We start from the raw sequence: 17,159 nt of genomic DNA, 5'->3' as shown, positions 1-17,159 counted from the left end.
TCCGGTGGCCGGCCGGGAGAACGTCCTTCCAATACCTCATCGCCCTCGGCCTTGTCAGGTCCGGAAGCGGCCTGTGACGGGAAACCGACTCGCCGTATCTGACGCTGCCGCGCGCCCGTCTTTCGACCGCTGATTGCCCATCGGAGGAGGAGCGCAATGCATCCGTCCCTGCCCGACTACCAGAAGCTGTTCGGAGATCTGGACTTCCGCGGCAGCGATGCGTCGCGGTCCGTGTACTCGCCGGCCGCGTACCTCGCCGACCTGCTGCAGCTCCTCACCGGCAGCGACCTGCCAGGGCGGCGGCCGGACCTGCGCGACGTGCGGCTCGACGGCGCGAACAGCTACACGGAGGTGCCGTACCTCGACATCGTCAACGGGATCCTCGCCGACGAGCTCGACCCCGACGGCGGCGCCCACGACGCGCTCGCCGGGCTGCGCCACCCGTTCGGGCTGCCGTTCTCGCTGCGGCACGAGCGGCTGCGGCGGCTCCTGCACCACCTCGGCACCACCCCGCTGGAGCTGTACCGCCGGTTCGCGGTGGACGAGCAGCCCGACGTCGTCGTCCGCGAGTACCTGGGACTCAACCAGGACGAGGCCGACCTGTACTCCACCGTGCTGGACGACGCCGCGCTGCGGGAATGCTACGGGCTGCGCGACGGCGAGACGTTCACCGACCTGGCCGCCGTCGACCGGTTCCGCCAAGCCGTCGGCCTGACCCACGAGGAACTCCTCGCCATGCTGCACGGCGACCTCGCCGAGGCGGAACGCGGGGAGGCCAACCGGTGCTTCATCCACCATGACGACGAGGTCGTCACCCTCGACACCGACGAGCGCCGGCTGGTCCGCGCCGGCAGCAAGCCCGTCCCCGTCGCCTGGTTCGAGCGCGTCAACCGGTTCGTCCGGCTGGCCCGGCGCGCCGGCCTGCGGTTCCAGGACCTCGACCTGGTGCTGCGGTCCTGCTGCGGCAACACCCTTGACGCGACCGCGCTGCGCCGCATCGCCACCCTGCGCTTCCTGCAGCAGGGCTACGACCTGCCGCTGGACGTCGTCGTCGCGCTCGTCGCGCCGGTGAACGCGCTCGGCGTCGGTGACGGCGACACCCCGCTGGACCTGTTCAACCGCGTCTTCAACGTGCCGTTCGTCGCCACCGAACGCACCGTGCTGCGCGGCGCCGCGCACCTGCCCGCCGCCTACGCGGGCCTGCCGGAGCTCGCCGCCCCGCACGACCTGCTGGAGAAGAAGCCGACGTACCGGCAGCGGACCGGGGTCGCCGACGCCGACGTGCAGACGATCGTCACCCGCTACCGGGACCGGTCGGCCGACGGTGTGTCCGGCCCGCTGGACCGAGGCCGTGCCGGCGTCGGCGCGCTGACCCTGCTGTACCGGGTCGGGCAGCTGACCACCGCGCTGGACGTGACCGCCGAGGAGCTGTTCGACATCCTGGACGCGCTGCAGAGCGACCCGTCGCTGCGCCGCCACCCAGCCTTCCCGGTCCTGCTGAGCCCCGCCGAGCCCGTTTCCGCCGACGTGTACGACATCCTGGCCGGCACGGACGTCGAGGCCGGGCTGTGGCTGCTGCAGACCCTGCTCGGCGTGGTGCGCTGGGCGCAGGCGACCGGCCTGGACAGCCGTGGGCTGCTCGAGGTCCTCGGCGTCGGCCCCGAGCGGCGTGGCCCGGCCGCCGACGAGGAGCGCGCCGCCCTGCTCGACGCCCTGCGCGCGCAGTTCGAGACCGTCCAGCTCACCCCGGACGCGTTCCGCTCGGCCCGCTTCGGGCCGCGCGCGGCACAGGTGATCCACGACGTCGTGGCCGGAGCCGAGGACGTCGGCTCGCCGGTGCTGCGCCTCACGCCGGGCGTCCGGGATGCCGCCTACGCGGCCGTCACCGACCTCGGCCGGGTGACCGCCGACGACTTCCGCGGCATCGGTCTCGACGAACGGTTCGCCACGAAGATCCACACGAACCTGGTCCTGCGCGGGTACCTCGACCCGTCCGGCACCCTCGACGCCGCCACGCTCCCCGAGACACCGGAGGAGCTGTGGCTCACCGGGGAATTCGGCGCGTACCGCGACGCGATCGCCGCCGACCTCGCCGCGGCGGTGGACCGTGCTGGCGAGGACGAGCCCGCCGCGTTCTACCCGTCCGACCTCGCCAGGTACTCGGAGCTGACCGCCGCCGAGCAGGCGGAGCTGTACGACAACCTGGTCTTCAACGGGCGGATCGACGCTGAGGGCCGGATCCTGGAGTCCGACGACGACGTGGACCCGGTGGACGCCGACCTCGCCGACCTGGTCTGGCCCGTGTACGAGCGCCTCCTCGAGGTCGCCGACCGGTTCCCGGCCGCCTGGATCACCCTCGACCCGGCGGTGTTCGCCGACGTGCCGCTGACCGACCAGCAGCGGGCCGCGCTCCTGGAGAGCCTGCGGTTCAACGGCTACCTCGACGACGAGGGCGCCTACACCGACCCGGTCGCCGCGCTCGGCCTGACCCTGCCCGAGCTCACCCTGGATGTGGCGTTCCACCCGTACCGGCGGCAGATCCTCGACGCGATCCAGGGCCAGCTGACGGCCGCGCTGACGGCGATGAACACCCTGACCCCCGACGACTTCCGCGACCTCGGCGACGACGCCGCCGCGCAGCGCGTCGCGGGTGTGCTCGACGCCGGGCTGCTCGTCGACGGGCGGATCCCGGACGACGCCGTGCCCGGCCTGACCGACCCGGCGGCCGTGCTCACCCTCGCCGGGTTCACCGAGGCGGAGAACCTGCTCGTGCTGCAGCGCCTCGTCGAGGCCATCCGCGACGCCGCGCCGTTCCGGGTGGACGTCGCCGCCGTCGACGCGCTCGGGTTCACCGTCCAGGAACGCGACGACCTGCTGCGGGTGCTCGTGGAGGCGGGCGACCTCACGCCCGGGCTGACCGTGCCCGCCGACCGGCTGAACTGGTTCGGGCACGTCCACCACGCGCTGGACTTCGCGCTGCCGGGCCTCACCGACTACAGCCGCGACGTGTTCTTCCTGCTGCACGCCGTTGCCGTGGCCGTCGACGCCGCCACCGACGAGGTCGTCGCGGTGCTCACCGCCCGCGAGGCGGCCCAGCGCGCGGCGGTGTTCGCGACCCTGCAGGACGCGCTCGGCGTCCCCGCCGCGACCGCCGAGGCGATCTGCGCCGCGGTCGTCGGCGGCACCGCCGAGACCCTCGACCTGCTCGTCGCGCCCGCCCTGGGCGACCCGTTCGCAGCCGCGGTGGACCCGGACGTGCGCCGCGCGGTGCGCCGCATCCGCGGCTTCGCCGCGCTCGCCGCGCGGCTCGGGCTCGGCGCCGACGAGGTCGCCGTCGCCTTCCAGGACCAGGACCTGACCGGCAAGTTCGCCGAACCGCTGACCCTGCCGCCCGGCGTCGACCGCATCGACGCGCTGCTGGAGAGCCCCGACGGCGACGTGTACCTGTTCCGCGGGCGCGGCTTCTGGCGGTACGAGCCGGGCGCGGACACCCCGGCCGACCCGCGGCCGCGGGCACTGACCGAGCTGTCGGACCGCTTCGGCGGGCTCGCCTCCGTCGACGCGGCGTTCACCGACGCCGACGGCACCGCGTGGATCGTCGGCCGCGACGACGCCGGCACCTCCCGCACGTTCGTCCGGCCGCTGGAGCACACCCGGTGGACGCCGCGGACCCAGGCGTGGGGCACGGTCCGCAACGCGTTCAGCGACGGCACCCGCATCGACGCGGCGTTCGTCGACGAGGAGGGCCGCACGTACCTGTTCCGCGGCGACCAGTACGTGCGCTACTCCGGCCCCGGCTACGCCGCCGTGGACGAGGGCTACCCGCGCCGGCTCGGCGAGTGGTGGGAGGGCGAGCAGCGCCGGCCCGGCGACGCGCCGCTGCCGCCGAGGTTCCGTTCGGCGCTGGACGCGGCGTTCCTCGGCCACGACGGCGTCACGTACCTGTTCTCCGGCGACCAGTTCGTCGCGTTGGGCGGCCCGGCCGACCGCTCCGCCGCGGAGCGGCCGATCGCCGGCGCGTGGGGGACCGTCGTCAACAACCTCGCGACCGCGGACCGGGTCGACGCCGCGTACGTCGACGGCTCCGCGCTGTACGTGTTCTCCGGCGACCAGGTCGTGCGGCACAGCGACAGCGTCGAGAACGAAGGCCTGCGCGTCGACGACGGCTACCCGCGCCGGATCGCCGCCGACTTCGACAACGCCGTCCCGGCGGTGTTCGAGCCCGGCATCGATGCCGCGCTCGCCGAGCCGGGCGGCGTCGTCCACCTCTTCCGCAACGGCAAGACGGCCGCGGTCGGCGCACCCGACGCGAGCGTCGTGCCGACCGCGCAGCGCTGGGGCGTGCTCGGCCCGGTCCTGCCCAGCGGCACCGTCGACGCCGCCCTCCTCGGCCTCGACGGCCGGACCTACCTGTTCAGCGGCGGCCAGTACCTGCGGTACACCGGCGCCGACTACACCACGGTCGACCCCGGGCACCCCCGCGCGATCCCCGACGACTGGGGCGGCCTGTGCCGGGTCGATGCCGCGTTCGTCATGGACGGCGCCACGTACGTCTTCGGCACCGGCGGGAAGCTGTTCGACCTGCCGCTGGACGAAGGCCCGCGGACCGCGTGGTCCCGGGACCGGCTCGCCCCCGTGCACCGCGCCGACCTGGATGAGGGCCAGCTGCCGGGCGCGCTGCGTGACCGGCTCGCCGAGCACGGCATCGCCGTCGCCTCCGACGTGCCGGTGACCAACGCGGAGACCGCCGCCGGCGCGCAGTGGCGGCTGACCGCCACCGACGGGCTGAGCCTCACCCTGCGCAAGGCCGGGCGGCGCCTGCAGGTGCACGTCACGCCCGACAGCGAGGACCCGTCGCGCCCGTACTGGGAGGAGGTCCGCCCGCGGACGTTCTTCGTGAAGTACTCGACCCGCGACTACACCACCCCCGACGCCGGCTACCCGCGGCCGATGACCGAGAACTGGTGGAACCTGCCCGACGACCTGATCGGCGGCGAAGCGGAGGCCCCGTTCGCCCGTGTCGACGCGGTCTTCACCGCCGCCGACGGGCGCATCCACCTCTTCGCCGGCGGCCAGTTCGTGGTCTTCGACGCCAAGCGCCGCTGGTGGTCGGCGCCGAGGCCGATCGCCGACGGCTGGGACAGCCTGCCGTTCGGGCACGTCGACGCGGCGTTCGTCGGCGCCGATGGGCGCACGTACGTGTTCAGCGGCCCGCAGTACGTGCGCTACACCGACACGTACACCCGCGTCGACGACCGGTTCCCGGCGCGGATCACGTCGATGTGGGGGACCGTCGCCAACACGATCGCCCGGACCGGGCGGGTCGACGCGGCGCTCGTCGTGCAGCGCCCCGCCACCGACGACCCGACCGCTGAGGCGCCGCTCACCGACGGCTCCCTCGACACCCCGGACCTGCCCGTGGACGGGCGCATGGTGCGGCGCACGTACCTGTTCTCCGGCGGCCAGTACGTCCGCTACACCGACACCGCCGGCGGCACCCGGCCGGCGACCGTCGACCTCGGATACCCGCGGCAACTCGCCGCGCTGCGCGAGGAGCCCGGCTTCGAGCACCTCGCCGCCGACCTCACGCGGGTCGACGCCGCCTTCGCCGACCGCGGCAACGTCTACCTGTACAGCGGCCGCGACTGCCACGTCGTCTCCCTCGACGTCCACCGCCGCCTCACCGACGTCGCCCGCGCCGATGTCGCCTGTGCGCTCGTCGAGGACGGCACGGTCTACCTGGAGCACCCGGAGGGCTGGCACCGCTACAGCTCCCTGGAGGGCACCACCGTCGCGTCGGAGCCGGCGTTGCCGCGCGGGCTGCGGACCGTGCCCGCCGAGTACCGGACCGGGCTCGACGCGGTCCTCGCCGGCACCGACGGCACCACCTACCTGTTCAAGGGCGCGACCTGCTACAACACCACCCTCGACCGGGCCTACCCGCTGGCCGAGGAGTGGGGCCGGCCGCGGAACACGATCTACCACGACAACGCCGTCGACACGGCGTTCGTCGCCGCCAACGGCAAGACCTACGTGTTCAGCGGCGACCAGTTCGTCGTGTACGACGGCCCCGACTACCTGGAGGCGGAGGTCACGGCCGGCCCGCTGCCGATCGCGGAGCACTTCGCCGGGCTGCGGCGCGTCGCCCTCGCCTACGTCCGCGACGGCGTCACCCACCTGTTCGAGCCGCCGGACAGCACCGGCCTGATGCGCCTGGTCACGTACTCCGGCAAGGAGTACGACCAGCCCGACGACGCCGAACCCCGCTTCGTCGACGCCGAGTTCTGGGGTGTACCGCAGGCGTACCGGCCGGCCGGGTTCACCGCACCGGACGCGGTCCTGTTCACCGGCGACGCCACGCTGCTCCTGACCGGCGGCACCGTCGTGCAGTACGACGAGGTCGACCGCGTCTGGTCCGCGCCGCGGCCGCTGGACCGCATCTGGCGCGGCATCGGCGACGTCGAGGAGCTCACGACCGCGTTCACCGGCCGCGACGGCGCGACGTACTTCTTCTTCGCCCACGAGTTCGCCCGCTACCAGGGCCGCGCGTTCACCCCGCGGCAGCCGATCCAGGACCGCTGGGGCCGCACCCGCAACACGTTCCTGAACGGCAGCGGCGTCGACGCCGCCTTCGTCCACCAGAGTGCCGTGAGTGGCGCCGTGACGTACCTGTTCGCCGGCTCGCAGTACGTGCGCTACTCCACCTCCGACTACCGCTGGGTCGACCCGGGCTACCCGAGGCTGATCGCCGGCAACCTGAGCACCGAGGAGCCGTTCGCGGGCCTGCCGGCGGCCGTCGAGGACGAGCTGGTCGAGCGGATCGGCACCGGCGGGCACGCCGTGCTCGACGCGGTCGTGGCCGGCGGCCGCAACACGTACCTGTTCGCCGGCCGGACCTGCCACGTCGTCTCCGCAGCGCCCGCCGCCGTCTATGACATCAGCGGGCTCGGGCAGGTGCGCAACACGATCGCCGACCGGCGGCGGGTCGACGCGGCGCTCGTCACCGCCGGGTACACGTACCTGTTCTCCGGCGACCAGTACGTGCGCTACACCGGCGCCGACTACACCCGCGTCGACGACGGCTACCCGCGCACCATCGCCGGGTCGCTCGCAGAGGAGCTGGACGTCGAGCGCCTGCCGGAGGAGTTCCACACCGGGATCGACGCGGCGATGCGCGCCCCCGACGGCTGGACCTACCTGTTCGCGGGCGGCGGGCAGAGCCTGCGGTTCCGGGACGGCACCGCCGAGGTGACCCCGATCGCCGGCGCGTGGGGCGCGGTCCGCAACGACCTCACCGCCGCCGGCGGCCCGCGCGCCGCGTTCGTCGCGCCGGGCGGCGAGCTGTTCGCGTTCGCCGGCGGCCAGTACGTGCGTTACGCGCTGCCGCCGGTGCCCGCCGAAGGGGAGCCGGTGCCCGCCGCCACCGCGTACGCCACCGTGGACGACGGCTACCCGCGGCTGGTCCACGACGCGTGGGGCGCGCTGCCCACGGACTTCGAGGCGACCATCGACGGCGCATTCACGCTGCGCGGGCACACCTACCTGTGCAGCGGCGGGCGGTACGTGCGCCACGCCGGCGGGCAGGCGCTCCCGCAGGCGTTCGCGGACCGTTGGGCCGACGTCGCCGACTACCGGCTCGGCGACCTGCGGACCGTGACCCGCTTCGCCGCGCTGGTCCGCACCCACCGCGCCGGTGGCGTCGACCTCGCCGCCGCGCTCGCCCCGGCGGCCCGCCCGAGCACCGACCTCTACCGCTCCGTCGCCGACCTGTTCGGCTGGGACGTCGACGAGCTGCGCTGGTGCCGGCGCAACAGCCGGTTCCTTACCGACGGCGCGGACGACGAGGACCGGTTCGAGCTCGAGTTCCTCCTCGAGCTGGTGGAGCTGTTCGGGTTCGCCGGGCCGCTCGGCGCCGGGCCGTCGAAGCTGCGCGCCGACGTGTGGACAAGGCTGCACCCGGCCGCGGGCCGGCCCGCCGACGCCGCGCTCGACGCCGCGGCCGCGGCCCTGACCCTGCTCCTGGCCCGCGAGGTGGGCGCCGACCGGTGGCCGGCGCTGGCCCGCACGCTGCACGACGAGCTGAACCTGGCGCTGCGCGACGCGCTCGTCGGCGCCGTCCTCGCCCGTGACCCCGGCCCCGCCGCACACCCGCGGACCGCCCGCGACCTGTTCGAGCGCTACCTCATCGACGTCGAGATGGGGGAGAAGGGCATGACGTCGCGGGTGCGGGAGGCGATCGCCGCCGTGCAGCTGTACGTGCACCGCTACCTGCTGAACCTGGAACCCGCCGATGGCGGGGAGGAGCAGCGGCTGCGGGTCAAGCAGTGGTGGACGTGGATGCGCAACTACCGGGTGTGGGAGGCCAACCGCAAGGTCTTCCTGTACCCGGAGAACTACCTGCGCCCCGAGCTGCGCGACACGAAAACCCCCGCGTTCGAGGCCCTGGAACGGGACCTGCTGCAGGGCGAGATCACCGCGCAGGGCGTCGAGCGGGCGTACAAGCGCTACCTCGACGAGTACACCGAGGTGTCCCGGCTCACGATCGCCGGCGGCTACGTCTACACCAAGGACCAGCTGCCGGACGGGCCGCGCCGGCTGGTGCTGTTCGGCCGGACGAAGACCGACCCGCGCCGCTACTACTTCCGGCGGGCCGAGTTCGGCAGCCGGGAGAAGCTGTCCGCGACGTGGGAGCCGTGGCAGCCGGTCGGCGTGCGCATCGACGCCGACCTGGTGCACCCCGTCCACGCGTTCGGCCGCGTCTTCGTCTTCTGGACCGTCGTCGAGCCCGTCGCCGACGACGACCCGGCCAGCGGCACCGTCGTCGCCCGCAGCGACGGCGCGGAGCAGCACGTGACGGCGTCGGCGAAGTCGACCCGGGTCCGGATCGCCTACTCGTTCCAGAACCTCAACGGGGAGTGGGTGCCGGCCCAGGAGCTCGGCACCGGTCCCGCGGAGGCCGGGACGATCGGCGACGTGCAGCTGCTGGTGCTGCCGCGGATCAAGCCCGACACGGGCAGGATGTCGGTCGTCGTGTCGTGCACGTACACGGCCACCCCGCCGACCCCCGCGGGTGCGGAGACGCCGCCGGAGCCGAAGCCGGCCGCGGTGCTGTACGAGCTCAACCCCGAGCTGTACGCGGAGCGGATCCCGGTGCCGCCCAAGGCGGTCGCCGGCACCGGCACGACCCCGGCCGAGGTCGCGGCGTCGATCATCGCGTCCATCATGGCCGCCGCTGCCGCCGCCGCGGGTCTCCCGCTGCCGGCGGGGCCCGCCACGGCCGGCGCCGAAGAGGACACCGACGCGGCCCTCGCTGAGCTCGCCACCGCGGTGGCCGCCGCCGCGGCCGCCAAGGCCGCCACCGCCGACCGGGTCGCGCAGATCTTCCTCGACCAGGTCCAGCCGGCCGACGTGGTGCGCTTCGACGCGCCGACCGGCGCCGAGTCGTGGCCGTGGTTCAGCGTCGACCACAAGGGCGGCAGCTTCCTGTGCCGGCCGGTGACGATCGAGCAGGTCACCGTGGTCCCGGTGAAGCTGAGCACCACCGGGGTGCGCTTCCCGAGCTGGAGCGCGGTCGACGCCGCCGTCGAACTGCCCGGCGGCACGGCCACCACCCCCGGCACGCAACTGTTCTTCTCCACCGCCCGTAACCGGTCCGTGGTCGTCCCGCCGGCCGGGCGGATCCCGGGGGCGGTGCCGATCGGTGAGCAGTGGGGGCTGCCCCGCACCGTGCTGCCGGCCGCGAACAGTGCCGTCGACGCGGTCCTCGTCCGCGGCGAGCACACGTTCGTGTTCTCCGGCAGCCAGTACGTGCGGTTCACCGGCACCCCGTTCGGCAAGATCGACAAGGGGTACCCGCGGGCGATCCTCGGCAACACCGAGACGCTGCCGCAGTGGGACCGGGTCGACGTCGCGTTCACCCTGCCCGGCAACGTCGAGGTGTTCCTCAACCAGGCGCTGGAGCAGGTCGTCACCGTCACCGACGGAAAGCTCGGCACCCCGGCGAGCTGGAAGGACCACTGGGTCCGCAAGCACCTCGGCGGCCTGGACGCCGTCATGGTCACCGACACCTACGTGTTCCTGTTCGCCGGCGACCGGTACGCGCGCCTGGACCACACCAAGAAGCCGAACAAGGGCAACTGGTTCGACGCGCCGGACAAGGACTACCCGCGCCCGATCGCCGGCAACCCCGACAGGATCCCCACCGACGTCCGCGTCGACGCGGCGGTGTGGCGCAACGGCACCGCGTACTACTTCGACAACACCGACCACCGCTACGCCGAGGTGCCGGCCGCCGGCGCGCGAACGTACCGCGCGACCTACGCCGCGCCCAGCGCGATCGCCACGTCCCAGATCGTCGACGCGGCATGGGTCGGCGGCGGCAAGCTGTACCTCACCCGCGCCGGCGAGTACGTGCGGTACACGCTGAACGCCGACAACACCGTCCCGGAGTGCATCGACGACGGCTACCCGAAGCCGCTGGCGGTGCCCGTCGACACCGTCCTGCGGCGCGGCGCCGACCTGTACGTGTTCAGCGGCCCGCTGTACACGAAGATGCCGGCCACGCAGGAGCCGTCGAAGATGCCGGGCTTCCGGCCGGTCGCCGGCGCGTGGGGCGAGCTGCCGGCGTTCGACTCCGCGCTGACCTCCTCGACCGGGCTGTACCTGTTCGTCGGCGACACGTACCTGCTGCACGACCAGACCCTCGAGCCGCCGCGCCCGTACGAACGCACCGCGCTGCCGTTCGAGATCGTGCGGCTGACCACCGGCACCGCCTCGGACCTGAACCGCAAGCTGCTGTCCGGCGGGATGCCGGCGCTGCTCGACCTGAGCACCCAGGAGACGGACGAGGTCGCGTTCAGCACCGACCCGCTCGACGTCAAGGCGATCCGGGTCAAGGCGGAGCTGGTCGACCCCGACCGGCTGCCGTCCGGCTCGCACCTGGACTTCCGCAGCGCCAACGGCCTCTACTACTGGGAGATCTTCTTCCACGCGCCGCTGCTCATCGCGAACGCCCTCAACGGCGCGCAGCGCTTCGAGGACGCCCGCCGCTGGTACGAGTACATCTTCGACCCGACCCACCCGACGTCCTACTGGCGGTTCCTGCCGTTCCTGACCATCGACCCGGCGGCGCTGGCCGACAGCCTGACCGCCGAGTTCGCCGCGACCGGCAGCACCGGCCTGGACGTCGGTACCCTCGCACCGTCGCCGACGTCGACGAAGCTCGGGCCCGCGCTCGCACCGGTCGTGACCGCGCTGCGGACCCTGGCGCCGGCGGTTGCCGAGCACCGGGACCCGCGGACCGCGCAGGAGCTCGCCGCGCTCGGCACCGTCAAGGCGGCCGGGACGCACAAGCGGATCGCCGGCACGCTGGCGGCGCTGCTCGCCGGCACGCCGACGGCCGCGCAGCGCGCCGCGGTCGCGGCGCTGGAGGAGCGGACTCTCATCGCCGCCGACCTCGGCGCCCTGTTCGAGGCCAACGGCGACGAGGAGGACCTGCTCAAGGCCTACCGGGAGGACCCGTTCGACCCGCACGCGATCGCCGCGCTGCGCCCGGTCGCCTACCGCCGCGCCGTCGTCATGGGCTACGTCGACAACCTGCTCGACTGGGCGGACATGCTGTTCCGGCAGTACACCCCGGAGAGCGTCGACGAGGCGCGGATGCTGTACGTGCTCGCCTACGACCTGCTCGGCGAGCGCCCCGAACGGCTCGGCGTCCGGCTCCTGCCGCAGGGCAAGAGCCTGGCCGAGCTCGGCACCGCGGACCTGACCGGCTACTTCAGCCGTGGCGGCGTGATGCTCGACGGCCCCGGCGAGGTGCACGCGGGCGTCGGCGACGCGTACTTCTCCATCCCCGAGAACAGCGTCTTCCTCGACTACTGGACCCGGGTCGAGGACCGGCTGCACAAGATCCGGCAGTCGCTGGACATCCTCGGCATCAGCCGGCCGCTGCCGCTGTTCGCGCCGCCGATCGACCCGATGGCGCTGGTGCAGGCCGTCGCGTCCGGGGCGGGCCTGGACCAGGTGACCGCGGCCGCCGCCGCCCAGCCGCCGCACTACCGGTTCGCCGCCGTCTACCGACGGGCCCAGGAGGTCGTCGACAAGCTCGGCCAGCTCGGCTCGGATCTGCTCAGCGTCCTGGAACGCGGCAGCGCGGAGGAGCTGAGCCTGCTGCAGAACCGGCAGGAGCACACCATCCTCACCATGTCCCTCGCGGTGAAGGAGGCGCAGGTCCGCATCGCCGAGGAGGGCGTCGCGGAGCTCACCGCCGGCCGGGTCGGCGCGCAGGAACGGGCCGCGCACTACGACGCGCTCATCGCCACGGGCATGACCGCGCTGGAACGGGCGCAGATCGCGACGATGTCCCTCGGCGCGACGATGCACATGTCCTCCAGCGTCCTGCAGATCGCCTCCGCCATCAGCCACGCGCTGCCGCAGATCAAGATGGGCCCGTTCATCATGGGCGCGGAGGCCGGCGGCGACCAGGCCGGCAGTTCGCTGGACAGCACGGCGCAGATCCTGCAGTCCCTCGGCGAGGGCTTCCAGGTGATCGGCGAGGTCCTCGGGGTGTCCGCGCAGTACGAGCGGATGTCGCAGGACTGGACGCTGCAGCTGGCCACCGCCCGCAACGATCTGGAGCAGCTGGAGCACCGCATCGCCGCGGCCGACCAGCAGCTCAGCATCGCCCGGCGGGAGGCGGACATCCAGGCGCGGCAGCTGGAGCACTCCGACGCCGTCGCGACGTTCCTGCAGGACCGCTTCACCAACGCCGAGCTCTACGGCTGGATGGCCGCGCGACTGTCCGGCATGTACTTCCAGGCGTACAGCCTCGCCTACGACCTCGCGAAGGCGGCGGAGCGGGCCTACCAGTTCGAGCAGGGCGTGACCGACGAGTTCATCCGGCCGACGTACTGGGAGAGCCGGCGCAACGGCCTGCTCGCCGGGCAGAGCCTCGCGCTGGACCTGCAGCGGCTGGGCAAGGCGCAGCTCGACGGCGACGCGCGGCCACTGGAGATCACCCGCCAGGTGTCGCTGCTGGACACCGACCCGGTCGCGCTGCTGCGGCTGCGCACGGCCGGCAGCGCCGACTTCGCGCTGAGCGAGGCGCTCTTCGACCGGGACTTCCCGGGCCACTTCCGCCGGCAGATCCGCACGGTGACGGTGACCTTCCTGGACGCCGAGGGCCAGCCGGTCGGTGTCAACGCGACGCTCACCCAGCTGAGCAACAAGACCGTGCTGGCGCCGGACCCGGCCGCCATCAAGCACCTGCTCGACCCGAAGGGCAGCCCGCCGGACGCGATCCGCGCCGACTGGCGGGCCAGCCAGCGCATCGCGCTGTCCCAGGTGGACTACGGCAAGGAGAACAACGGCCTGTTCGAGCTGCGCTACGACGACGAGCGTTACCTGCCGTTCGAGGGCACCGGAGCGGTGTCGACGTGGCGGCTGGAGCGCTCCGCCCACCGCGCCCCCGACGTGTACGACGTGCTCGTCACCGTGAAGTACACGGCCGAGTACGGCGGCGACCCGTTCGCCGCGGCGGTCAAGGGGATGCTCAAGCCCTTCACCGCCGCCCGGTTCTTCGACGTGGCGCGGGAGTTCCCCGAGCAGTGGGAGGACTTCGTCGGCAACGGCGCGTCCCGGCTCGTGCTGCCCTTCTCCACCGGAATGTTCCCCGACATGGCCGGCCGCCGGATCACCGGCATCGTGCCCGCGTACGAGCTGACCAACGGCACCCCCGCCCGCCTGGTCATCAACGGCGATCCGAAGCTCACGCTCACCGAGGCGACGCTCCTGCCGACGCCCGGTCTCACCGTCCGCGACGACGGGCCGGGGTGGGCGTTCGCGCTCGACGGCGACAAGGCCGACCTCGGCAACGTCGGGCTCGTCCTGACCTACCAGGCCCGCGTCCAGTAAGGAGACTGCGATGACCAATCCATACCGTTCGGGCTCGTCCGGGTACAACCCGAGCCGGCGGCAGCAGCCGGTGCCCCGGTACACCCCCCGGACCACGTCCAGCATGAGCACGACCACCAGGGTCGGGGGCAGCTACGGCTACAGCGGCTGGTACAGCCCGCCCATCACGGCCTCCTCCTCGACCTCTTCGTCTTCGCGGTCGGCGTACGGGTACCGCCCGCGCCCGGCGGCCTCGTCCTCGACCTCGGTGTCCCGGTCGACGCCCGTGCGGTCGACCCCTGTGCGGTCGACGCCCGTGCAGTCGGCGTCGTCGCGGTCCACTTCGTCGCGGTCCACCCCGACGCGGTCCACCCCGTCGCGGGCGACCGAGGTGTGGCGGCCGGTGGCGCGGACGACGACCGGGCGGTCCACCGCCTACACGCCGCCGCGATCCACGCGGCTGCCGGACCGGTATCCGACGATCCGCGAGGCCGAGGCGTCGCGCTCGGCCCGTCCGACGAGCTCGACGCGCAACCCGGTCACGGTGTGGCGGCCGGTCAGCAGCACCACGAAGCCCTCGACGGTGCGTGACACGCCGGCGGACGCGGGCCCGCCGGTGGCCGCGCCGCAGCAGCCCTCGCCGGCAACCCCGCAGCAGCCCTCGCCGGCGGCCCCGCCGCCGCCCGGCCCGCCGCCGCCGAAGTCGACGGTGAAGACCGGGTTCGCGTCGCGGGTCAAGGCCACGGGCGAGCCCGGCAAGACCAAGCACGGCGAGCTGCCGGTCAGCGACCCGCGCGAGGTCATGCGGGAGCAAGCCGAGGTGATCAGGGACTTCCTGAAGTGGCATGAGGGCCTGCGCACCCCGGTCGCCGACGACATGGAGCTCGCCGCGCTGAAGAAGATCGGCGGCGAGGCGGAGGCACTGCTCGGCAACAAGGGCCAGGCGCCCGACGAGGACCTGGTGGGCCGGGTCGTCCAGGCGTTCGCGACCACGATGGCGCTGAACGTCCGCCCGCTGCCGGAGAACGACGAGCTCGACATCGAGGAGGAGTTGAAGAGCGTCGCGGAGGAGAAGGCGAGGCAGCGTGCCGCCGAGGCCCCCAACGGTGAGCCGGAGCCGAAGGCGGCGGACGACGACTCGCCGAAGACCGAGGAGCAGCAGGTCAGGGTGCAGCTGGACGGCGTGAGCTCCGCGCCGGAGTTGGCGGCCAGCAAGCAATGGGCCGCGCGACTGATCGACGATGGTAAGTACCACACCGCCTCGTACGTGATCGACCAGACCTACCGCGTCGTCCGCTACATGGGCATGGCGGAGAAGGCCGCGAAGCTCGACAACGCGGCCCGCACCGCGGAGCTGCGGCAGCCCGAGCTGGTCAACACGGCCGTGGGCGACCTGGTCGCGGGCAAGTTCGACAGCGTCCGCGCCGCGATCAAGGGGTTGAAGGACGACGCGTACCTGCCCTCCGACGAGGGACACCCGAAGTACAAGGCGCTCATCGGCGACGTGTTCGCCAGCCCGGCATTGAAGAGCCAGGCGACGCAAGCGCCGGACGTGTTCGCCGACCTGCTCGTCGGCGCGATCAAGCTGTCCAGGGTGAAGCCGGACGCGAGGGTCGTCGAGGTCACCGGGGCCGACGTGAAGGCGCTGCGCGACGCGCTGCCGCCGGAGGCCGCGCCGGCGGTGGCGGCGAACCTGCTCAAACGCCACTGGCGCAACCCGGTGGCCTTCGACCAGGACACCCTGAACTGGATGATCGCGAACATCGAGCCCAAGGCGTGGAACGACCCCGGAGACGGGCTCGCCGCGCGGGCGTACAACATGCTCTGGCACGCCGGGGACTATCCGGAGATGATCCGTCTCATCGACAAGGGCGTCAGCCCGAGGCTGCCCGCCAGCGACGGGTCGGACTCCGGCCGCAACCGCGAAGGGGTCTGGAGCGGCTTCGTCCAGCCGCTGGAGCACCTGCTCGGCAACTACGTCCGGCTCGCCGACCCGAAGATCTCGGCGACCGAGAAGATGACGGAGGACGAGCGCAAGAAGGTCGCCGGCGCCGCGGAACTGTTGAAGGTCCTTGGTGCGCGGAAGGACACCACGATCGTCACGACCTGGAAGGAGATCAAGGAGTGCCAGGTCATCACCGGGTTCGACAAGGCTCCGGGGACGATCTGGGGCTTCGAGGACGTGCGGCTGCCGTACGTCCAGGCCGCGCACGAGTCCGCGGAGGGCCAGCGGCCGCTGCGGATGATCGAGATCTGGGACGCGGTGGAGAAGGCGCTCAACGCCAGGGGCTACCCGGCGCTGCTGGCCAACCCCGACAAGGTCATCAATGACTGCCTCAAGGCCGGCGTCAAGAAGCTGCAGGAGGGCCTCAAGGAGAAGCCGCGGGAGTACTACGGCCGGGAGTCCGGCACGTTCGAGGCGCAGTTCCAAGAGCAGGCGAGGGCGTACCTGACGTTCCTCGCCAAGCAGACGCCCGAGGCGAAGCTCGCGATCGCCGACCTCAGCGGCAAGCGGCCGGACAAGTGGATGGGCGCTCTCGGGTGCAAGGCCGGCCTGTGGTGGGCCGCCGAGGCGAAGGAGCCGATCTACTACGTCCTGGACGGCCTGAACGAACGCGACGCGATCGACTACAAGGCCTACAAGACGAAGAAGATCAACGAGCGGATGGCCGACCCGCTGAAGGTCCAGGCGTTCGGCGAGGTCATCACGCTGTCGGAGGTCCGCGAGATCCTGAACCACTGGGACAAACCGGATCAGAAGATGCGCACATACGTGAAGTTCGTCGAGCGCGGCAAGATCCTGGACGGGGCAGACCTGAACAAGATCGACGGCTGGGTCAAGGAGATGAAGGAAGCCGACGCCACCACGAAGCGCATCATGGCGCGGACCGGCCCGTCGAAGGAGGCCCTCGAACCGAAGCTCAAGGGCCTGGACACGACCAACCCCAACCTCCGCGGCGAGGACGAGAGCACCCTCAAGCACGTCGTGCTGCAGGCCGACCTGGTGAAGATGGCCGCCAACGCGCAGTTCGAGCTGCTGTCCGGCGCCCTCGACAACTGCAAGGTCCTCTACGACTGCCTGCTGCTGCCGAAGGACTTCAAGAACGGCTACCAGGAGATGCTCGGCCTGCCGGCGGACAAGCGGTTGTTGGCGGCGGCGGCACTCAAGGACAACTACCTCACCCCGGACAAGACGGCCGCCGCGCTCATCAAACCGCTGCGCGCCGCCGTCGACCGGTGGGCCGTCGCCGACCTGATCGTGTGACCGC

The 17,159-nt window shown here is 72.6% G+C and carries 4 protein-coding genes; 2 read left to right on the top strand and 2 right to left on the bottom strand.

The window, feature by feature from the left end; all coding sequences use genetic code 11:
• Positions 1-156: 156 nt before the first annotated feature.
• The gene (locus tag ABD332_RS33840; protein ID WP_344506443.1) at positions 157-13,911 is read left to right on the top strand and encodes a hemopexin repeat-containing protein; all 13,755 of its coding nucleotides are present in this window, start codon (positions 157-159) and stop codon (positions 13,909-13,911) included.
• Between the two features lie 138 nt (positions 13,912-14,049).
• Here the strand turns inward: ABD332_RS33840 and ABD332_RS33835 are convergent, their stop codons facing one another.
• Positions 14,050-14,322, bottom strand: a complete 273-nt coding sequence (locus ABD332_RS33835) for a hypothetical protein (protein ID WP_344506441.1) — start codon at positions 14,320-14,322, stop codon at positions 14,050-14,052.
• Between the two features lie 3 nt (positions 14,323-14,325).
• Entirely contained in the window at positions 14,326-14,628 is a 303-nt protein-coding gene (locus ABD332_RS33830; protein WP_344506439.1) for a hypothetical protein, read from the bottom strand.
• On the opposite strand from ABD332_RS33830, the gene ABD332_RS33825 reads away from it, so the two are divergent.
• The gene (locus tag ABD332_RS33825; RefSeq protein WP_344506437.1) at positions 14,600-17,155 is read left to right on the top strand and encodes a DUF1152 domain-containing protein; all 2,556 of its coding nucleotides are present in this window, start codon (positions 14,600-14,602) and stop codon (positions 17,153-17,155) included. The genes ABD332_RS33830 and ABD332_RS33825 overlap by 29 nt on opposite strands.
• The last annotated feature ends 4 nt before the right edge of the window (positions 17,156-17,159 follow it).

Origin of the sequence: Dactylosporangium maewongense, from assembly GCF_039531485.1 — a bacterium.
Classification (GTDB): Bacteria; Actinomycetota; Actinomycetes; order Mycobacteriales; family Micromonosporaceae; genus Dactylosporangium; species Dactylosporangium maewongense.
The sequence above is the reverse complement of the archived record's forward strand: the minus strand, read 5'-3'. Positions and strand labels throughout refer to the sequence as shown.